Raw genomic sequence first — 21,081 nt, forward strand, 5'->3', positions numbered from 1 at the left:
AACCACTACTAATTACTATTCCATCAAAAAGGTCGATGATGCTGCAACACCACCGACCCGATCAATCCCCCCGCTTGTGTACGCTTAACAGCATCTGAACGAGGCTGCTGTGGGAATCATTATGCCGAATTTTAACCCGACAAAAATCAAAATTATGTCAAAAAGAGTACAATTTCACCATGCTTTACAGAAAATCATGCGCATTACTCTGTATCAAGCCCTGCTCTCCATTGCGTTCAGTACTTTCGTTCATGCGAACGACGTGCGCGGACAACGTGTGCTGGAACAAAAAGTGACTTTGCGTTTAGCCAATTCCGAGATAGACAAGGCATTGGAAAAGATCGAGAATGTGACGAAGGTTAAGTTCATGTACAACCCTCAGATCTTCAACAATCAGAAAGCATCCTATAAATTTCAGGACGAATCGTTATCCGAAGTTCTCAGTAAAATTCTGACCCCGCATAAAGTTACTTACGAAGTGGTTCAGGACCGCATTATCCTGCGCCGCGAACAGGCACCTGTTGAAGAAAATGCCATTAAAGCGTCGCCGAAGCGCAACGTTACCGGAACCGTGAAGGATGAAACCGGCGCAGGCCTCCCGGGCGTGAGCGTGCTCGTAAAAGGCACGCAGAGAGGGACTTCCAGTGATGCGGAAGGTAAATTCTTTCTGGATATTCCCGACGGCGAGGTTGCAACTGCTGTTCTGGTTTTCAGTTTTGTAGGTTATACCACGCAGGAAGTTACAGTGGGTAGCCAAACCAGCGTGGACGTGCAGCTGGCACCCGAGGCCAAAGCGCTGAATGAGGTAGTTGTAACGGCTTTGGGTATTTCCAAAGAGAAAAAGGCATTGGCCTACGCAGTGACCGAGGTAAAAGGAAGCGAGTTTACACAGGCCCGTGAAAATAACGTGGCGAATGCGTTGACAGGTAAGATCGCGGGCGTTAACGCCACCGGTATGTCCACAGGCCCTGGTGGTTCCAGCCGCATTATCATCCGTGGTAATGGTTCTTTGAGCGGTAACAACCAGCCTTTGTACGTGATCAACGGTATGCCGATGGACAACAGCGTTCCGGGCGGCGGCAATGCTTCGGATGGTAATGGTAACAACACCGACCGCGGTGACGGTATCGGCGGTATCAACCCCGACGACATCGAGTCGATCAGCGTTTTGAAAGGTGGCCCGGCAGCGGCGCTCTACGGTGCACGCGCTTCCAATGGTGTGATTTTGATTACCACCAAAAAAGGCCGCGCGCAAAAAGGCATCGGTGTGGAATACAATGGCAACTTCTCGGTAGACAACCTCTCGATCATTCCCGACTGGCAATATGAGTACGGCCAGGGTGTGGACGGCGTGAAGCCGGCAGACAAGGATAAAGCGAAAAGCTCAGGCCGCTTGTCGTACGGTGCGAAAATGGACGGTACTCCGGTAATCCAGTTCGATGGGGTGGAACGTCCTTATTCGCCTCAGAAAAACAACCTGAAAAACTTCTACCGCACCGGTACCAACTACATCAACTCCCTTTCGTTTACGGGAGGTAACGAACATGTCAACTTCCGTTTCGGTCTGAACAACACCAGCTCGAACAGCATTGTGCCCAATTCGTCTTTTACCAGAAGAATCGCGAACCTGAACCTGAATGCATTTCTAGGCAAAAAATTGAGCATTGAAACGGTTGTTCAATACAATATCGAGAACGGCCACAACCGTCCGAAAGTTGGTTATGCAGATTACAATCCGCACTGGGCCACTTACCTGGTTGCAAACACCGTGGATATCAGAAGCCTCGCTCCGGGCTACGACGCGGTTACCGGCAAAGAAATTGAGTGGAACCCCGTACCCGCCGCACCGAACCCTTATTTCGTGATTAACAAGTTTATCAATGAAGATCAGAAAAACCGTTTTCTCGGTCAGGCCAACATTAAATATGACATTCTCGACAACTTGTTCATTAAGGGAAGCGTAAGCCGCGATTACTACAACTTCAACTATGAGTTCGTAGTACCTACCAATAACGCCTACCAGCCGCTGGGAACCTACGAAGCAAAGAAAGTAACCTCGTCGGAAACCAACGGAATGCTGACGCTGAATTACTCGAAAGACTTCTCCGAAGACCTGAACTTCTCCGCACTGGTGGGTGGCAACATGCAAAGAAGCATTTATGACCAGACCGCCTTCAACGGTTCGGAATTCACGATTCCCGGCTTTTATAGCTTCACGAACCTCGCGACCTCTACCGTGGTGCCTACTTACAACAAAAGCGCGATCAACTCCATCTTCGGATCTGCCGATTTGGGTTACAAAGGCTTTGCGTACCTGACCTTGTCGGGCCGCCAGGACTGGTTCTCGGTGTTGAATAGCAAAAGCAATAGCATTTTCTACCCTGCCGTTGGTGGTTCACTGATTCTCTCCGAAGCTTTCAACCTGCCAACAGTGGTAAGCTTCGCGAAACTACGTGGTTCGTGGGCACAAGTGGGCGGCGCGAATGTACTTCCCTACCAGATCTACCAAAGCTATGCGATGGCAGTAGGCGGCCACAACGGCCGTCCGGTTCAGCAGCTATCGTCGGCGGTGGTACCAAACCCGGATCTGAAACCACTGACTTCGACTACCTATGAAGCGGGTATCGAAGCGAAATTCCTGCAAAACCGTTTGGGAATCGATCTTACGCTCTACAACCGCAAGACCACAAACGACATCGTACAAAGCAATATCGCAGCGACGTCGGGTTACACCTCCGCCTTGTTGAATGTGGGTGAGCTGAGCAACAAGGGGATTGAACTCTTGCTGACCGGAACTGCGATGAAGCGCACCAATTTCACGTGGGATATCAGCTATAATATGGCTTACAACAAAAGTGAGATCGTCAAGCTGGCCGACAACCTGCCAAGCCTGAGTATCGGTACCGGTGTAGGTGGTGGTCTGATCAACAACGTCGTGGGCGGTACCTATGGTGAAGTCTGGGGTTACAACAAGCTGAAAGACGCCAATGGTAATACGGTATTCAACACGGCCAGCGGTTATGCGGTGCGTGGTAACCTCGAAAAACTGGGGAACGGTACGCCTCCGCTGACGATGGGTATCACCAACAACTTCAAATACAAAAACTTCTCCCTGAACATCCTCATCGATGGCAAGTTCGGAAGCGTGGTGTATTCGAACATGTACCAGTATGCCTACCGCTTCGGCTTGCCTAAGGAAACGCTTCCTGGTCGTGAAACCGGCCTGACGGTAACGGGTGTAACTCCGGAAGGGGCTCCTTTCTCTAAAACATGGGAGAAAAAAGACATTGATACCTACTATGACAATGATAAAAACTACACAGGTATTTTCACGTTCAACAATGATTTCGTGAAACTCCGCCAGATCATCCTGAGCTACAACCTGCCTGCTTTCTCCGTACTGGGTGCCAAGCTGCAATCGGCTTCCATCTCGATCGTCGGACGTAACCTTGCTTTGCTCTACAAAGACAAGCGTAACAAGTACTTTGATCCGGAATCGAGCTATACCAATGGCAACGCGCAGGGTCTGGAAGCATTTGGTGTACCTCGTACCAGAAACATCGGCGTGAACCTGACAGTGAAGTTTTAATCATTCAAAATTTTTGTGACGATGAACAAATTCCTGAAACTATCATATATGGCCATGATGGCCGCCTTCATCTCCTCCTGCGACAATAATTTCGAGGAAATGAATGTAAACCCGAATGCGTCCAGGGATGTCGTGCCCGGCTTCCTGTTTACCCGGGCGCAGCTGACGACCGTGAGTAACAACTATACCGGCGGGGCTTACCTGACGATCGGACAGTCGATGCAGCATTTCTCGACTTACAAGGAAGTGCCTGCCGCAGGTGACAAATATTTCAATTACACCTACTCAACCGGCAACTGGGCATTGTTTGGTGGCGACCCTGCGACGGCCGGAGCCGTAATCGATCTTGCCCAGGTAATCGACGCGTTGAAAACCTCGCCGGATAATGTGAACAAAACGTCTGTTTCGCGCATTTGGAGAGCATACCTGTACCACCGCCTCACAGACCTTTATGGTGACATCCCATACACAGACGCGGGAAAGGCCCTTACGGACAAAAACTTCACTCCCAAGTATGACACGCAGGCCTTTATCTATGCCGACATGCTCAAAGAGATCGAAGAATCTATTGCCGCATTCGACGCCAGCAAGCCTACCTTCGGCACTGCCGACCTGATTTACGGCGGAAATGTGGCGCAATGGAAAAAGTTCGGCTATTCGCTCATGCTACGCCTGGGTATGCACCTGACCGAGGTGGACCCTGCCATGGCTGAAACCTGGGTGAAGAAAGCAATCGCCGGCGGTGTAATCACCGCTGACGCGGACCTGGCGAAGATCGACTACGTGGACGGCTCCATCACCGCGAGTCGCAACTTCATCTCCGCCGGATTGATGAGCACCGACTACGTGTCTCCCGGTGGCGATAATGTGGAAGGCGGCAAGTTTGCAAAAACGCTGATCGATCATCTGAAAACCACAAGCGATCCGCGTCTGAATGTGATTTCAGTGGTATGGACCAGAGCATCCGACAAAGCCCCTTACGTGGCCGACACGGCTACCGCACTGCAAAAAGGGATGCAAAATGCCGCTTTCAACGGCCTGCCTACCAATTTCGATCAATACTCGGAGCCGAACCCCGCGACTATCTTGAAATACAATGCGCCATTGCTCGTTATGACCCCTGCCGAAATACACCTGCTGCTCGCAGAGGCCAATCTGAGAGGCTGGTACAGCGGCGCTACCGCCGAGGCATCCTACAACGCTGCGGTTACTTCCGGTCTGAAACAATGGTCATTATTCGGAACGGCCGGTGTCATTTCCGATGCCAAAATCGCCGCTTACCTGAAAGCGAACCCATTCAATGCGACCGGAACGGCAGCACAGAAAATGGAACAGATCGGTACGCAGAAATGGGTATCCCTTCTGCTGGAAGACGAATACGAGATCTTCGCCAACTGGCGTCGCACGGGCTATCCCAAGCTGACGCCGACCAACTATCCCGGCAACCTCACCGGCGGCCAGATCCCGACCCGTTTCGTGATCCCCGATACGGAGGAGCAGTACAATAGAGAGAATTTCTACGAAGCCCGTACCCGGCAGGGCGGCACCAACACGCTTTCGAGCAAAGTTTGGTGGGATAAATAAGCGGAGCCATGCACCGCCTGTTTACCAAGTGAATGACCGATACGGATTGCCGACCAAAATCGGCAGTCCGTATCGCTTTTTAAGCCTGAAATTTTTCGATCCGTGAATGAGGTATTACAATGCGTTTTTTTGTCTTAACCATAATAGTTCTTTCCTAAACCAAAACCCATGATCAAAAAAGTATTCATTGCCGCCGCCCTCTTCTGTTCTGCCGGTTTTGCCGCCCAGGCTCAGAAGTATTCGATCGTCATCAAAGGCGGTCATGTGATTGACCCCAAAAACAATATCAACAGCATCATGGACGTCGCGCTGAAAGGTGACACGGTAATGCTCGTTGCCAAAAACATCGACGCCAAGGAAGGTGTGCAGGTGGTGAATGCGAAAGGCCTTTTTGTAACACCCGGCCTGATCGACATGCACTCGCACAATTTCTTCGGCACCAAAATGGACCAGACTTACAGCAACGGTCCTAACGCCCTTCCTCCCGACGGCTTCACATTCCGCACCGGCGTTACCACCGTTGTAGATGCAGGCTGCGCCGGTTGGAAATCCTTCCCCGATTTCAAGAAACAAACCATCGACGCTTCCCGCACCCGCGTGCTCTCGTTCCTGAACATCGTAGGCGAAGGTATGCGCGGCGGCACATACGAGCAGAACGTCGAGGACATGGACGCTGCCGCCACCGCCAAAGTCGCGAAAGAATATCCCGAATACATTGTGGGTATCAAACTCGCCCACTTCAACGGCTACAACTGGGCGCCTACCGACCGCGCTGTGGAAGCCGGCAAGCTGGCCAATATCCCGGTCATGATCGACTTCGGCGGCAGCCAGCCGGTATTACCCATCGAAGAGCTTTTTATGAAACACCTTCGCCCCGGCGACATTTTCACGCACTGCTTCGGCCAGCTGGCCAGCCGCGAACCGATCGTGGACGTAAAAGCGGGTAAAGTGAAGCCATTCGTGTATGAAGCACGCAAGAAAGGCATCATTTTCGACGTGGGTTACGGCGGTATCAGCTTTGCATTTTCACAGGCGATCCCCGCCATCAAAACGGGTTTCTATCCCAATACCATCAGTACCGACATCCACACGGGCAGTATGAACAATGCGATGAAGGATATGCTCAATGTCATGTCCAAATTCCTCGCGATGGGCATGGACCTGCCGGCCGTGATCAAAGCCAGTACCTGGGCCCCCGCACAAGCCATTCACCGCGAAGAGCTGGGTAACCTTTCGGCGGGCTCGCGTGCGGACGTTTCCGTGCTCCGTGTGCTCGACGGCAAGTTCCAGATGAACGACACCGGCACATTCGGTTTCTTCGATTACACCGGCGCGAAAGTGCAGGGTAAGCAGAAACTCGAAGCGGAAGTAACCATCCGCGCAGGCAAAGTGGTTTACGACCTCAACGGTCTGACCAACCCGATCGTCGTTTCAAGAAGATAACAATCGCATATGGAAGTTCCTTGCGGCCGCATCCGAAAGGGCTTCCGTTCATATTTTGCCTAATTTTACCTACTCAATATCCCTGCCGTACACTTTCTTGTCTTATGAAACTACCGATTCTCTCTTTAACGACCATCCTGACCCTAACCTTCGGAGCCCTGCAAACCGCAAAGGCGCAGACCATGCCGAAAGAAGAACTGATTTTCCTGACCTCCGAATGGAAAGGTGAGCGCTTCGCCGACGGCCGCCCGAAAATCTCCGACGACCTCGTCCGCCGCGCAAAGGACATCAATATCGAAGAAGCCTGGGTAGTACTCAAAAACGAAGGCTACAACTGCCAGTTTGAAGGCAACTGGAAAATCGTACACCCCGACGTGGTGATCGCCGGACGCGCATTAACCGCGCAGTTCATGCCATCACGCCCGGATATCGAGAAGAATATCAAAGATCGCGGTGCCAAGCAGGGCCGCATTGGCAACACCAACTCCTGGCCGATCGACATGCTCGGTAAAGGCGACGTATATGTAGCCGACGGTATGGGCAAAATCGTGGAAGGAACGCTGATCGGCGATAACCTTGCCAACTCTATTTACGCCAAAACAGGCAATGGCGTGGTGTTCGACGCCTCCGTACGCGACCTCGACGGGCTTTCCAAAATTCCCGGTTTCAATGCTTTCGTCCGCGATTTTGATCCTTCCTATCTGAAAGACGCGGTAGTAACCGGCATCAACACCCCTATCCGCATCGGCCGCGCTGTGGTGCTTCCGGGCGACTTGGTTTTAGGTAAAAAAGAAGGTGTGATCTTCATTCCCTCGCATATGGTCGAGAAAGTGGTGCAAACGGCCGAATTCATTGCACTGCGTGACAAATTCGGCATTCAGATGCTGAAAGAAGGCAAATACACCCCGGGCCAGATCGACAGCCAATGGACCGACGCCCTGAAAACAGACTTCCTGAAATGGCTCGATAAAAACCCGAACGAAATCCCTATGAAACGTTCGGAACTAGACGAATACATGAAAAAAAGAACCTGGTAAGCGAGTAATCCGGCCCGGTTTTCAGCATTTCCTGTTTGGTGAAACAGACAGGAATTTTCTTTCGCTTTTTCAAAATTGCATTTTAAATACATTTATATGAATATTTACAAGCTCATGTCCGCCGTCGCCGCGGTTTGCCTGCTGATAGCGCTTTACCTCGCTTTCACGGGAAGCCTTCCCTCGGCCGGCCCCTTCTTTATTGCATTCTTCCTGTCGCTGGCCATCAGTTTCAGAGGATATGAAAAATTAAAAGGTTTTACTTACACGACCGTGATTTTCGCGGCGGTAACCACAGCATTGTACTATCCGCAGCATTTCCTCACCGTGGGTAACTTTAAACTTTCAACTTTGATCACTCCACTCATCCAGATCATCATGTTCGGGATGGGTACTTCCATGAGTTTCGGTGATTTTGTGGGTGTCGTTAAAATGCCCAAAGGCGTACTCATCGGCGTGGTAAGCCACTTTATCATCATGCCGACCATCGGTTATACGCTGGCCAACATCAGCGGTTTCCCACCTGAAATCGCGGCGGGTATCATCCTCATCGGCTGCTCACCAAACGGGATGGCTTCCAATGTGATCTCCTACCTTGCGAAAGCGAACCTGGCATTGTCTATCACCATTACCGCCATTTCCACCATGCTTGCGCCGATCGTAACGCCGGTGCTCATGAGTATGCTCGCGGGCGCATTCGTGAAAATCGACACCCTGCATATGATGTGGGATATTATCAAAATGGTGATTATTCCAATCGGCGCCGGGTTGATCTTCAATAAGCTTTTCAGCGGAAAAGTAAAATGGCTCGACGCCGCAATGCCGCTGGTATCGATGGGAGGCATTGCATTCATTATCGTGATCATCACCGCAGCAGGCCGCGACAGTCTGTTGTCGATCGGGCCTGCATTGCTCCTCCTCGTACTGATCCACAACCTATCCGGCTATACACTCGGTTACTGGTCGGGGCGCCTGTTCCGCATGAGCGAGCGCGACTGCCGTACGATAGCCATTGAAGTAGGAATGCAAAATGGCGGTCTGGCATCCGGTATTGCCAAGGAGATGGGTAAAATGGCGACCGTCGGCCTCGCACCGGCGATTTTCGGACCATTGATGAACATTACCGGCTCCATCCTCGCCTCCTGGTGGCAAGGCAAGCCTACCGGCGATGAAGATACTTATGTAGAAACGGGCAGGGCCCATTAAAAACGAAGATAGCGCGAAGGTTCCCTTCGCGCCTGATATTCGAAGGCCTCCGGCCGGTCAATACTGCAAAACGATGCAGTTGTATTGACCGGCCGGAGGCCTTCGAATAATATGTACAAATCAGGAGATTTGTACCAGCTTCTACTCTTGACTATTCCTGACTTCCTCCCCTTCCTCCCTGTTCCATCCTCCCAAAATATCAATCCTCTTCAAGCAACAGCTGCATATAAACCAAATCCAGCCACTGGTCGAATTTATAGGCTACTTCTTTCAAATATCCCTTCTCCACAAACCCGTATTTCTTGTGAAATTCAATGCTCGCGCGGTTGGATGCGTCAATGCAGCCGATCATTGTGTGCAGGCCTGATTCCTTGGCGCGCTGGATAAGGCTACCGAGCAACTTGCCTCCCACACCCATCCCACGCGATTTTTCGTCGAGGTAAATGGAATGCTCCACACTGAATTTGTATCCGATTTTCGGACGGAAAATATTGTAGGACCCATAACCGATCACTTCGCCTTCCAATTCTGCCACAATCACCGGCATACCGTCATAGAACATCTGTTCAAACCAGGCCTTTTGTTGCTCTAAGGTCCGGGCTTCGTAATCATAAATAGCCGTGGTGTTCAGAATAGCGTGGTTGATTATTTCCAACAGCGAAGGCAGATCCTTAGGAGCAGCACTTCTGATGATCAAATCCATCAAAATAAAGCAGGTCGTTATACAGGTTTAATATTGAAGCCAAAAATACCTTATTATTTTAAAAAATTTCACGCCTAATCCCCAATCCGCATTACGTTTTTTTCTAATTCTTTTGAAAATCCTGAATTTCGAATAGCTTTGCCTCAACTTTAGGGGTGTCCCGACATGCGGACTGAGATCATACCCTTTGAACCTGATGCAGCTAGTACTGCCGAAGGGAAAAGCAGGAGTTACCGTGCACGTAGCTCCGTCTATTCTTTCTTCATAGGTCCATTCCTAAGGTTTTTTGTATTTAAAACTGAATCAGGAATGGAAATCATCCTAAACGGTCAGGCAAAGCAAATAGCCGTCACTTACACGGTGGGGCAACTCGTATCCGAGCTGTTTCCGTCCGGCAAAGGCATCGCCGTAGCCATCAACCAATCGGTAGTCCCGAAATCCGACTGGCCCACACGCCAGCTCTCTCCCAACGACCAGATCACGCTCATTACCGCCACGCAAGGCGGCTAGCATTGCATTGTCCTGTATCCACCATTTCACCAGAAAACAATATCATGAAAACAGAAAAAACGCCGGAAACCATCACCCGCGACCCGTTCCCCAATTCAAAGAAAATATATGTAAAAGGGCAGATCCACGACATTTCGGTAGCCATGCGCGAAATCTCGCTGAATGATACCAGAATACATGGCAAGCTCGGCGCAAGCGAGCCTAACGAGCCGGTTACCGTGTACGACACCAGCGGTCCCTACACCGATCCTAATATTGAAATAGACGTCAAAAAGGGCCTTCCCGCATTGCGTGCGGAATGGGTACGCTCGCGCGGGGACGTGGAGGAACTGGAAACGATCTCTTCCGAATATGGCCGGATGCGCCTCGCCGATCCGAAGCTCGATCATCTGCGATTCGCGCACAATGCGAAGCCGTTGCGTGCCAAATCCGGACAGAACGTATCGCAGCTGCACTATGCAAAAAAAGGCATCATCACGCCCGAAATGGAGTACATCGCCATCCGCGAAAACCAGCGCCTCGACGCACATTTGGCATCATTGAACGGCAAGGCAGGCACTTTGGCACACCAGCACGCGGGCCATAGCTTTGGGGCAAACACGCCAAAAAGCCACATTACCGCTGAATTTGTGAGAGAAGAAGTGGCAGCCGGAAGAGCGGTAATCCCTTCGAATATCAACCACCCGGAAAGCGAGCCAATGATCATCGGGCGGAATTTCCTGGTGAAAATCAATGCCAATATCGGAAACTCGGCCGTATCGTCGAGCATAGAGGAAGAAGTGGAAAAGGCCGTATGGGCATGCCGCTGGGGTGCGGATACGATTATGGACCTTTCTACGGGCAAGAACATCCACGAAACCCGTGAGTGGATCATCCGCAACACCCCCGTGCCGATTGGTACCGTGCCTATTTACCAGGCATTGGAAAAAGTAAATGGCAAAGCCGAAGACCTGACCTGGGAGCTTTTCCGCGATACATTAATCGAACAGGCCGAGCAGGGTGTGGATTACTTCACGATCCATGCGGGTGTACTGCTGCGTTACATTCCGCTGACGGCCAAACGCATTACCGGCATTGTGTCGCGCGGCGGCTCCATTATGGCCAAATGGTGCCTGGCACATCATAAGGAGAACTTCCTGTTCACGCATTTCGAGGAAATCTGCGAGATCATGAAGGCTTACGACGTAGCATTTTCGCTCGGTGACGGCCTCCGCCCCGGCAGCATTGCCGACGCCAACGACGCCGCCCAATTCGCAGAACTGGAAACGCTGGGCGAACTCACTAAAATCGCGTGGAAACACGATGTGCAAACTATCATCGAAGGTCCCGGACACGTGCCGATGCATTTGATCAAAGAGAATATGGAAAAGCAGTTGCAGCACTGCCACGAAGCGCCATTCTATACCCTCGGGCCGTTGACCACCGACATTGCACCGGGTTACGACCACATTACCTCGGCCATCGGTGCGGCGATGATCGGCTGGTTTGGTACCGCCATGCTTTGCTACGTAACTCCGAAGGAGCATTTGGGATTACCCAATAAAAAGGATGTAAAAGACGGCGTGATCACCTACAAGATCGCCGCCCACGCCGCCGACCTCGCCAAAGGCCACCCCGGCGCACAGTACCGCGACAATGCATTGAGCAAAGCCCGGTTCGAGTTCCGCTGGGAAGATCAGTTTAACCTATCGCTCGACCCGGATACCGCCCGCGAATTCCACGATGAAACGCTTCCCGCCGAAGGAGCCAAAGTAGCACACTTCTGCTCGATGTGCGGCCCGAACTTCTGTTCGATGAAAATCACCCAGGACGTACGCGACTACGCGGAAGAAAACGGGCTGGCTACCGAGGAAGCCGTGGCGGAAGGTATGCAGCAGAAGGCACGGGAGTTTGCGGAGAAAGGCAGCGAAATTTATCTGTAATGGAACTGATCGTCATCACACGGCCCGAAATGTTGCCTGGCGAGGCGACTATTATCAACCAGCTCTTCGCACGTGGGCTTGCACGCCTGCACGTGCGCAAGCCCGGCGCGACCGAGGCGGAGCTACGCGCATTGCTGGAACTGATCGAGCCACGGTTTCGTGGGCGTGTTGCGCTGCATCACCATCATGAGCTGGCAAATGACTATGGCATTACCGGGCTGCATTTTACGGAAAATAACAGGCTGACCCAGAGCGAGGGGATATTGGAAAAATCAAAAAGCAATGGCTTCACAATCAGCACTTCCATACATGATCCGAAAGAACTTGAAACACTCGCCCATTGCTTTGATTACGCATTCCTGGGGCCGGTTTTTGATAGTATTTCGAAGGAAGGCTATTCCTCGAACCTGCCAGCCGGTTTCAGATTGCAAAAACACAACTTCCCAAACGAAGTCATTGCATTAGGAGGCATTCATGCACAAAACTTAAAATCCGCATTAGAGATGGGCTTTGATAGCGCAGCAGTACTGGGCAGCATCTGGCAAAATCCTGACAATGCTATTGCTCAATTTGAAAATCTAAAATCACTGCAATTATCTCTAAAATCATCTCAGCAATCATCATTTCAACAATCATCATTTCAGCAATCATCCTGCATCCCCGGGTTAAAACCCGGGGCAATAGATTTGGCATTGGAAATGCATGCATTTGCAGAAAAGCAAATTAAACCCAAAGCAAAAGCAGTCCATTGCCCCGGGTTTCAACCCGGGGATCCGGAGAAAAAGGATGAAGCTGGTTTTGTAGATAGATTGCATTTTATCTCCAATGAAACTGGCACGATGTCGCATATCGACAGCATTCGCTTGGCTTTGGAGGCAGGCTGCCAGTGGATTCAGCTGCGGGTGAAGAACCGGGCGGAGGAAGAAGTGCTGCCCATTGCCTGGGAAGCCACGCAGCTGTGTGATCGCTATGGGGCGAGGCTTATTATCAATGATTTTCCGCGTGTTGCACTCGCGGTGCAGTCTTTTGGCCTGCACCTGGGCCTCACGGACATGCCCGTACCCGAGGCGCGTATGCTCGTGGGCGAGAAAATGGTGATCGGCGGCACTGCCAATACCTGGGATGATATTGTGCGACGCATCAATGAGGGAGCGGATTACATCGGCCTCGGACCGTTCCGGTTTACGAATACCAAGCAAAACCTCAGCCCTATTCTCGGCATCGACGGCTATCGTACATTAATGCTCCAAATGAGGGAGGCGGGGCATTCTACGCCCATTATCGCGATCGGCGGCATTACGCCCGACGACATCGGCGGGCTTCGTGAGGCGGGCCTTCATGGCGTGGCTATGTCGGGCGCATTGATAGGCGCGACTGATCCGCAAAAAACATTTTACCAAATCCAACAAGCATTATGCTGACTATCGCAGATAAAACATTTCAATCCAGGCTCTTCACCGGCACCGGCAAGTTCAGTTCGGCGGCGGTGATGGAGGAAGCGCTGCTCGCCTCCGGCTCCGAACTGGTGACGGTCGCCCTGCGCCGTGTGGATGTACACGACGCGGGCGACGATATCCTAAGCCACCTGACCCACAATCACATCCATTTGTTGCCCAATACTTCGGGCGTACGCACGGCGAAAGAAGCGGTATTTGCGGCCCAGCTCGCGCGCGAGGCATTGGAGACCAACTGGCTGAAACTCGAAATCCATCCCGATCCGAAGTACCTCATGCCCGACCCTATCGAGACTCTGAAGGCTACCGAAGAGCTCGCCAAACTGGGCTTCGTGATCCTGCCTTACATTCATGCCGATCCTGTGCTTTGCAAAAGGCTCGAAGAAGCAGGCGCGTCGGCAGTAATGCCGCTGGGCTCGCCTATTGGCAGCAACAAGGGCTTAAAAACCATTGATTTTCTTGAAATTATCATCGAGCAGAGCAAAGTGCCGGTGGTGGTAGACGCAGGCATCGGTGCGCCCTCGGATGCTGCCAAAGCGATGGAGATCGGCGCAGATGCGGTACTTGTCAACACGGCCATAGCGGTGGCGGGGAATCCCGTGGCAATGGCCGAGGCTTTCAAACTCGCCGTACAGTCGGGAAGAATGGCTTACGAAGCCAGATTAGGATCGAAAGGAAACCTGGCAGTGGCCAGCAGCCCGTTAACCGCATTTTTGGATGAGCTTTAAAGAAGAATTCGCGCGGTATTCCTGGGATACGGTGAAGGCAGCCATTTATGCCAAAACCTCCGCCGATGTGGAACGGGCACTGACCGCTCCGAAAAGGACATTGGACGATTTCATGGCGCTGATTTCACCCGCAGCAGCTGCATACCTGGAACCCATGGCAAAGCTGAGTCGCCAGCTGACCCGGAAGCGCTTTGGTAATACCATTCAAATGTACGTGCCGCTGTATTTGTCCAATGAATGCACCAATATATGTACCTACTGTGGGTTCAGCCTGGATAACAAGGTGCGTCGCCGCACTTTAACCGACAGCGAAATCCTGCGAGAAGTAGAAGTGATCAAAAGCATGGGCTACGAACACGTGCTGCTGGTGACCGGCGAAGCGAACCAGACCGTGCATGTGGAGTATTTCAAAAGAGTGCTGGAACTAATCCGCCAGCATTTCGCACAGGTTTCGATGGAAGTGCAGCCGCTCGACCGCGACGAATATGAGGAGCTGATCCCGCTGGGCCTGCATTCGGTGCTGGTTTATCAGGAAACCTATCACCAGGACGATTACCGGAAACATCATCCGAAAGGCAAAAAAGCGAATTTCAACTACCGCCTCGAAACGCCCGACCGGCTCGGCCAGGCGGGGATTCACAAGATGGGTTTGGGGGTGTTAATAGGTTTGGAAGACTGGCGCACCGACAGTTTCTTCACCGCCCTGCATTTAAATTACCTTGAAAAGACCTACTGGCAAACGCGTTACAGCCTCTCCTTCCCTCGCCTGCGCCCGTTCTCGGGCGGCCTGGAACCGAAAGTGGAAATGAACGACAGGGAGTTGGTGCAACTCATTTGCGCCTATCGGATTTTCAACGAAGAGGTAGAACTGTCACTCTCCACGCGTGAATCCGAAAAATTCAGGAACCATTGCATTCAATTGGGTGTAACATCCATCAGCGCCGGCTCCAAAACCAATCCGGGCGGCTACGCGGTCGAACCGGAATCGCTCGAACAGTTCGAGATTTCGGACGAGCGAAGCCCCGCCGAGATTGCCCAAATGATTCGGAGAGCGGGTTACGAGCCGGTTTGGAAGGATTGGGACGCTTCTTTAATTTTGAATGATTGAATGACTGAATAAGACAAATTCGGTCATTCAATCATTCGGTCATTCAATCATTATGTTCACACCGATAGAACGAAAACGATACGCGAGGCAGATCATCATGCCGGAAATGGGGCTGGCAGGCCAGGAAAAACTGCGCGCCGGCAAAGTGGCCGTGGTAGGCGCAGGCGGGCTCGGTTGCCCCGTGCTGCAATACCTGGTGGCTGCGGGCGTGGGCGAGATCGGCATTATCGACGACGACAGGGTGGACCTTACCAACCTGCACCGGCAAATACTATACTCTGCCGATGACACGGGTAAAAACAAGGCCATTACCGCGGTTGAAAAGCTCTCGGTACTCAACCCATTTGTGCGCCTCACCGCTTATCCCGACCGCCTGACTGCCGAAAACGCAGCCGATTTGCTCCATGGCTATGACCTGATCATCGACGGATCCGACAATTTTGAAACGCGCTATCTCATCAACGATTTTTGCGTGAACCTGGACAAACCCTTCGTATTCGGCTCCATTCTGCGCTTCGAAGGACAGGTTTCGGTTTTCAACTACCAGGGCGGGCCTACCTACCGGTGCCTTTTCCCTGACGCCGAGGAAGGCGATAATTGTGCGGAAGCAGGTGTGATGGGCGTTTTGCCCGGCATTATCGGCACCTTCATGGCCAATGAGGCCATCAAAATCATCGCCGGCATTGGCGAACCGCTGTCTGGCAAACTACTGGTTGTCAATACACTTTCAAATACTCAATCCATTTTCGAGTTTTCGAGATCGGCCGCTGCGATTCCTGCAAAATCTCCGGAACCAGCTGCACAACCTGCCGGGGAAAATACGCGCGAAATGTCCTACGACGAATTCGAGGCATTGCGGGAGGCGGATCCCGAACAGGTTTTGCTTGTGGATGTGCGCGAATATTATGAATTTGAGGCAGATAACTTCGGCGGCGAGAACATTCCGCTCTCAGAAATCCCCGAAAGTATCGAAACATTTCCTTCGGGTAAAAAAGTAGTCTTTTACTGCAATAGCGGCAAACGAAGCTTGCAGGCAGCGAAACTGCTGACGCAAAGCAGCTACGAAGGGCAGAGTTTCTGGGCACAGCACTGGTAATGAATATGCAGGTCAAACCGACACCCCTCCTTTCCGGCATAGTGCGACATTTTCTGCTCATAGAAAGTGACACGCAGTCCACCATGCGGATTTTTTCGGATGGCAATACGGGAGTGGTGTTCAACTACGGCGACCCGCTTTTTTATCAAAATGAAATGCATTCGGGTCCTGCGCCTCTTCCCGCCAGCTTTTTGTACGGCCAACTCGATACGTACAGGAATGTGTGGGCACAGGGGAGAATCCGCTTGCTCATCGCAGTTCTGTATCCGTTCGGCGCGGCAGCATTGTTTAAAATACCCGCGTCGGAACTCAGAAACCAGATTATCGGGTGCGGAGAGTTTTTTGGAACCCATATAGAATCGTTGAACGACCAAATTGCCTCCTCACCGGCGATTCAAGACAAAATATGGGCAGCAGAGCGCTTTTTACTGACCCATTTGCAGAATCCACCAAAATATAACACACTGGTAACCAAAACCATTGATATTATTCATTCCCAAAACGGCCTGATTTCGGTTGCGGAACTCACCACACTGACCGGCGCCACGGAACGCCAGCTCCAACGCAAATTTGAAGAGCAGATCGGCATTTCACCGAAACGCTATGCAGGCATTACCCGTATGCAGTACGCGCTGAGAATGCTGCGAAAAAAGTCCGCCCATTTGTCACTGGCCGGCGTTGCATGCGAATCGGGCTTCTTCGACCAGGCACACCTTATCCGCGAAATGAAGAACCTGTCGGGACTCACACCCGGGCAATACCTCAGTCCGCAAAACGTCCTCGCTGCCAATCTGATCCGGCTCGTTCATTAGTTTTTGTTGCTTGTCGGGTTTGTACAATACATGTGATCTTAGTGCATGTACTTTTGGATAAAAACGTCAGCTATGAAACCGATCAAAATCGCAACAGCCCAATTTGAAAACAAAAGCGGCGACAAAGATTACAATCTTGGGGTAATCCGCCAGCTTGCCGGAAACGCGTCAAAAGCAGGTGCGCAGGTCATCGCATTCCACGAATGTTCTGTTACCGGCTACACTTTTGCACGAAATCTATCACGGGAACAACTGCTGGAAATCGCCGAACCGATCCCCGACGGTCCAAGCATTCGCGCATTGCAGGACATCGCGGCAGAGCACGGCATTGTAGTCCTGGCCGGGCTGTTCGAGAAAGATGCGGATGAAAAAATGTACAAGGCCTATGTATGCGTAGATCGAAACGGTCTCGTCGCCAAGTACCGCAAGCTGCACCCTTTCATCAATCCTAACCTTACCCCTGGCGATGAATATGTGACTTTTGATTTATTGGGTTGGAAATGCGGGATACTCATTTGCTACGACAATAACGTCATCGAGAATGTCAGGGCCACCAAACTACTGGGCGCCGACATCATTTTCATGCCGCACGTAACCATGTGCACGCCTTCCACACGCCCGGGTGCGGGGTTTGTCGATCCAGCCCTCTGGCACAATCGCGAAGCCGACCCGACCTCCCTCCGCCAGGAGTTCGACGGGCTCAAAGGACGCGCGTGGCTCATGAAGTGGCTCCCCGCCCGTGCCTACGACAACGCCGTTTACGCCATATTCTCCAACCCCATCGGCATGGACCACGACCAGCTCAAAAACGGCTGTTCCATGATCCTTGACCCCTTCGGCGACATCATCGCCGAATGCCGCAAACTCGACAACGACTTCACCATCGCCACACTCACTCCCGAAAAGCTCCAACAAGCCGGCGGCCACCGCTACATCCAGGCCCGCCGACCGGAATTATACCGGGATATCATCGGGCAAGGACATGTTTCAGAGCAACGGGTGATTTGGCTGTAAAACCTAAATTGGTTGAATGCGTTCAATGAATTTAGCTGAATTGATTGAATTGAGCCGCAGAATTTGGTCATTTGGAGGGCAAACGAGCCAGGAGCGCTTACCGGCAATTTTGAGTTTAAGGAAAATTTAATAATCTATCAATTACGTAGATTAAATAGTTTTGCTATTTTTGTAACTCTATATTCCAAAATTCTAAAATTCACGGTAATGCTTGCCAAAGTGCTCTCGCTCAAATTGCCCTCGTCACCGACGTGGTATATCGTTCCGGCCGCGGCTATTCTTCTGCTCTTCGGCCTTCTGGTGACAAACGGCGTCATTACGATCAGCACCGAAGAGGTAACCGACTTCCTGACGGGCGATTTCGCGTTGTATGTACTGGTAGGTTTGGCAGCCCAGCTTGTGGACGGCGCATTGGGAATGGCTTACGGCGTTACTTCCAACTCATTTTTGCTGAGCCTGGGTGTTACACCCGCAGTGAGCAGTGCCAGCGTGCATTTCGCCGAAATGTTTACTACCGGTGCTTCGGCGATCTCGCATTTCCGTTTTAAGAATATCAACAAAAAGCTGTTCAAAAGCCTGCTTATACCCGGTGTATTAGGCTCCATTACGGGTGCTTACCTACTTTCTGACATTATTGATGGCAATGCTATCAAACCATTCATTGCATTCTACATGCTGGTATTGGGTGTGATCATCATCCGCAAAGCGCTGCAAAAGACATTTGTCAAAAACAAAACCAAACGCATCAGCATTCTCGCAGCAACAGGAGGTTTCCTGGATTCGATCGGCGGGGGCGGCTGGGGGCCCATTGTAACTTCTACCCTGCTCGGACAAGGCCGCGATCCGCGTTATACGATCGGATCGGTGAATGCCGCCGAATTTGCCGTGGCATTCGCGAGCGGTATTACTTTCATGCTTTTCACAGGAGTTGACAGCTGGAAAGTCGTACTGGGGTTGATCGTCGGTGGAGTGATGGCCGCGCCTTTCGGCGCCATGCTTGTAGGCAAGATCAAACGCAAGCCATTGATGCTGATCGTTGGCACACTGGTAATCGCACTGAGCATCCGCACCATCCTGCTCAGCATTTAATAGTCCTGTTTTCACGATATCCGGCGCATTTTGCCTAGTTTTGCACAAACCAGGCACATTACCATGCTCACCGATTTCGGTTATATCCTGCTCTTTATTATCGCCGCGCTGATATTACTCGGTGTAATGCTCACCATTGCGAAATTTCTCCGGCCGCATAATCCCAATGAAGAGAAGCTGACCACCTACGAATCCGGTGAAGAGCCACTGGGCAATGCCAACATCCAGTTCAATGTCCGGTTCTACGTCGTCGCGTTGATTTTCGTATTGTTTGAGGTGGAATTGCTGTTTCTTTTCCCCTGGTCGGTAGTATTCGGAAGTGAAGAGCTCATCGCACAAACGAACGGCCAATGGGGCTGGTTTGCCATGGCAGAAATGACCGTTTTTATCGGCATCCTTATCTTCGGCCTCGCCTACGCCTGGGCCAAAGGCTACCTCGACTGGGTGCTTCCCAAGCCGCAGATCCCGGAAGTCAAATCACCCGTTCCGGCTGATTTGTATGCGAAGGTGAATGAACGGTACAAGAAGTAACATATATAACTTTCTGATAAACAACCCCGTAAATTATCCAAAGGAGTGGTTGTTTTATCGAATTATATTGACAGTTACTTAAAAATTACCGATTTTTCGGGCTTGTTACCGATTCTTTCATCATCAACAAAATACTATGGAGGCTTTCACAAAGAACTTGCGCGCCGGGCGTGAACGAAAAGGATTTTCCGTCGCTCATATGGCATCCTCGCTCCAAATCAGCGAAGAACAATATAACGAACTGGAAAACGGGCAAATAACTCCTTCGGTTGACACCCTTAGACAACTCTCCCAAGTCCTCAACAGTACCGTGCCGGAGCTGATCACCGACCGCCCCGTGCAGCAGATCGTTCGCGACATCCCGCTTGGGCAGTTTTCGCCCGAATCGCTGAGCGAAATAGACAAGGATACTTATATTAAAATCCTCGAAAACCAGCTGCGCACGCTACTCGCCGAGAAAAAAGGCGCCTGACCTAATGCATTCCGCCCCATTTTTTCATGTGCGGACGCGGGAAGAACACAAATCCAAGTTGCACGTAGAGCTGGTTCACCTTTAAACGGGACAGATCGTCGACGGTCACGTTGTCGCCTTTCCATTTGCGTCTTCCCAGAATGGGCTGATGGTAGGTCAGTTTGCCGCTCAGGTACACTTTTTCGTGAATTTTAGGCAGGAAATCCATTTTGTAATCCACGCCAATGCCTCCGTGCAGATTGATATTGGCGGTGTACAGCTTCACTGCCTGATAAGCCGAAGGGTTGTTCAGCAGCTGCTGGGCAGATACGGACGCATTGCTTTTGATGTTGAGCCTGTACAACATGAAATCGGCGCCTAGCGGTATCGTCACATTCCAGCGTGCATTATTCACGAGTTTTGGTCCGCCGTCGGTACCGATGCCGAACCCGTTCAGGTATGCTTTGCGCGTATCGCGGTCGGAGGTGTAGTTGGTGCTGTTCATAACGATAATCCTGGCTTCGGAGAACCATCGCTCCGATTCGGTACGGCGAGCGAGCACGAGATTACCCATAAAAGACGTGAACGGTTTTACCTGTAAACGTGCAAGCTGGTCACGCAGGGCTTTATTGTTCGGAAGCATGCCGAGCTCCGCATAAACGGCCATCCCCGTTTTGAATATCCTGACGGTAGAATCCGACTGGGCCGACGCTGCGCTGATGCAAAAGGCCAAAAGCAGGAAACAGATGAGTAATTTTCGTTTCATATAGTTGATGGTTTGTGTTTGTTTTGTAACGCCGCCTGAAA

18 protein-coding genes and 1 riboswitch are annotated in these 21,081 nt (G+C 51.4%); of the genes, 16 read left to right on the plus strand and 2 right to left on the minus strand.

The annotated features are described in order from the left end of the window. Nucleotides 1–154: 154 nt before the first annotated feature. The 5 genes from J2Y43_RS21150 (at nucleotide 155) to J2Y43_RS21170 (ending at nucleotide 8,856) form a co-directional block, all read left to right on the plus strand. Nucleotides 155–3,589: a SusC/RagA family TonB-linked outer membrane protein gene (locus J2Y43_RS21150; protein WP_309987773.1), complete on the plus strand. Its 3,435-nt coding sequence runs from the start codon at nucleotides 155–157 to the stop codon at nucleotides 3,587–3,589. 21 nt (nucleotides 3,590–3,610) lie between these two features. After that, nucleotides 3,611–5,173: a SusD/RagB family nutrient-binding outer membrane lipoprotein gene (locus tag J2Y43_RS21155; protein WP_309987771.1), complete on the plus strand. Its 1,563-nt coding sequence runs from the start codon at nucleotides 3,611–3,613 to the stop codon at nucleotides 5,171–5,173. 168 nt (nucleotides 5,174–5,341) lie between these two features. Continuing rightward, nucleotides 5,342–6,616, plus strand: a complete 1,275-nt coding sequence (locus J2Y43_RS21160) for an amidohydrolase/deacetylase family metallohydrolase (RefSeq protein ID WP_309987770.1) — start codon at nucleotides 5,342–5,344, stop codon at nucleotides 6,614–6,616. Between the two features lie 104 nt (nucleotides 6,617–6,720). After that, on the plus strand, nucleotides 6,721–7,653 hold the full coding sequence (locus J2Y43_RS21165) for an RraA family protein (protein ID WP_309987768.1): 933 nt from the start codon (nucleotides 6,721–6,723) through the stop codon (nucleotides 7,651–7,653). Between the two features lie 96 nt (nucleotides 7,654–7,749). Beyond that, on the plus strand, nucleotides 7,750–8,856 hold the full coding sequence (locus J2Y43_RS21170) for a bile acid:sodium symporter family protein (protein ID WP_309987766.1): 1,107 nt from the start codon (nucleotides 7,750–7,752) through the stop codon (nucleotides 8,854–8,856). Between the two features lie 199 nt (nucleotides 8,857–9,055). Here the strand turns inward: J2Y43_RS21170 and J2Y43_RS21175 are convergent, their stop codons facing one another. Further along, complete coding sequence (locus tag J2Y43_RS21175; protein ID WP_223403222.1) at nucleotides 9,056–9,559, minus strand: GNAT family N-acetyltransferase; 504 nt, start codon at nucleotides 9,557–9,559, stop codon at nucleotides 9,056–9,058. A 141-nt stretch (nucleotides 9,560–9,700) separates the two neighbouring features. Next, a riboswitch (TPP riboswitch) is annotated at nucleotides 9,701–9,796 on the plus strand. 72 nt (nucleotides 9,797–9,868) lie between these two features. Here J2Y43_RS21175 and thiS point away from each other — a divergent pair. From thiS to J2Y43_RS21230, 11 genes are all read left to right on the plus strand, one after another. Continuing rightward, nucleotides 9,869–10,069, plus strand: coding sequence for a sulfur carrier protein ThiS (gene thiS, locus J2Y43_RS21180; protein ID WP_309987764.1), 201 nt, complete (start codon nucleotides 9,869–9,871; stop codon nucleotides 10,067–10,069). 44 nt (nucleotides 10,070–10,113) lie between these two features. Then, a complete protein-coding gene (gene thiC / locus J2Y43_RS21185) occupies nucleotides 10,114–11,991 on the plus strand; it encodes a phosphomethylpyrimidine synthase ThiC (RefSeq protein ID WP_309987762.1) in 1,878 nt (625 codons plus the stop codon). Then, nucleotides 11,991–13,412 carry a thiamine phosphate synthase gene (locus tag J2Y43_RS21190; protein ID WP_309987761.1) on the plus strand — a complete coding sequence of 474 codons (1,422 nt, stop codon included), beginning with the start codon at nucleotides 11,991–11,993 and terminating at the stop codon, nucleotides 13,410–13,412. Before thiC ends, J2Y43_RS21190 begins: the two co-directional genes overlap by 1 nt. Continuing rightward, nucleotides 13,406–14,173, plus strand: a complete 768-nt coding sequence (locus J2Y43_RS21195; RefSeq protein WP_309987759.1) for a thiazole synthase — start codon at nucleotides 13,406–13,408, stop codon at nucleotides 14,171–14,173. Before J2Y43_RS21190 ends, J2Y43_RS21195 begins: the two co-directional genes overlap by 7 nt. Continuing rightward, entirely contained in the window at nucleotides 14,163–15,281 is a 1,119-nt protein-coding gene (thiH, locus tag J2Y43_RS21200) for a 2-iminoacetate synthase ThiH (RefSeq protein ID WP_309987757.1), read from the plus strand. The genes J2Y43_RS21195 and thiH overlap by 11 nt, the downstream gene beginning before the upstream one ends. Nucleotides 15,282–15,333: 52 nt before the next feature. Then, nucleotides 15,334–16,377 carry a HesA/MoeB/ThiF family protein gene (locus J2Y43_RS21205; RefSeq protein WP_309987755.1) on the plus strand — a complete coding sequence of 348 codons (1,044 nt, stop codon included), beginning with the start codon at nucleotides 15,334–15,336 and terminating at the stop codon, nucleotides 16,375–16,377. A 5-nt stretch (nucleotides 16,378–16,382) separates the two neighbouring features. Continuing rightward, a complete protein-coding gene (locus J2Y43_RS21210) occupies nucleotides 16,383–17,189 on the plus strand; it encodes a helix-turn-helix transcriptional regulator (protein ID WP_310226640.1) in 807 nt (268 codons plus the stop codon). Between the two features lie 72 nt (nucleotides 17,190–17,261). Next, nucleotides 17,262–18,203, plus strand: a complete 942-nt coding sequence (locus J2Y43_RS21215) for a nitrilase family protein (protein ID WP_309987751.1) — start codon at nucleotides 17,262–17,264, stop codon at nucleotides 18,201–18,203. A 207-nt stretch (nucleotides 18,204–18,410) separates the two neighbouring features. After that, a complete protein-coding gene (locus J2Y43_RS21220; protein ID WP_309987749.1) occupies nucleotides 18,411–19,292 on the plus strand; it encodes a sulfite exporter TauE/SafE family protein in 882 nt (293 codons plus the stop codon). 63 nt (nucleotides 19,293–19,355) lie between these two features. Next, entirely contained in the window at nucleotides 19,356–19,823 is a 468-nt protein-coding gene (locus tag J2Y43_RS21225; protein ID WP_309987748.1) for an NADH-quinone oxidoreductase subunit A, read from the plus strand. Between the two features lie 136 nt (nucleotides 19,824–19,959). Then, complete coding sequence (locus J2Y43_RS21230; protein ID WP_309987746.1) at nucleotides 19,960–20,295, plus strand: helix-turn-helix transcriptional regulator; 336 nt, start codon at nucleotides 19,960–19,962, stop codon at nucleotides 20,293–20,295. Nucleotide 20,296: 1 nt separating this feature from the next. Here the strand turns inward: J2Y43_RS21230 and J2Y43_RS21235 are convergent, their stop codons facing one another. Beyond that, on the minus strand, nucleotides 20,297–21,040 hold the full coding sequence (locus tag J2Y43_RS21235) for a hypothetical protein (RefSeq protein ID WP_309987744.1): 744 nt from the start codon (nucleotides 21,038–21,040) through the stop codon (nucleotides 20,297–20,299). Nucleotides 21,041–21,081: the final 41 nt, after the last annotated feature.

The organism is Dyadobacter sp. BE31, from assembly GCF_031457695.1.
Taxonomy (GTDB): domain Bacteria; phylum Bacteroidota; class Bacteroidia; order Cytophagales; family Spirosomataceae; genus Dyadobacter.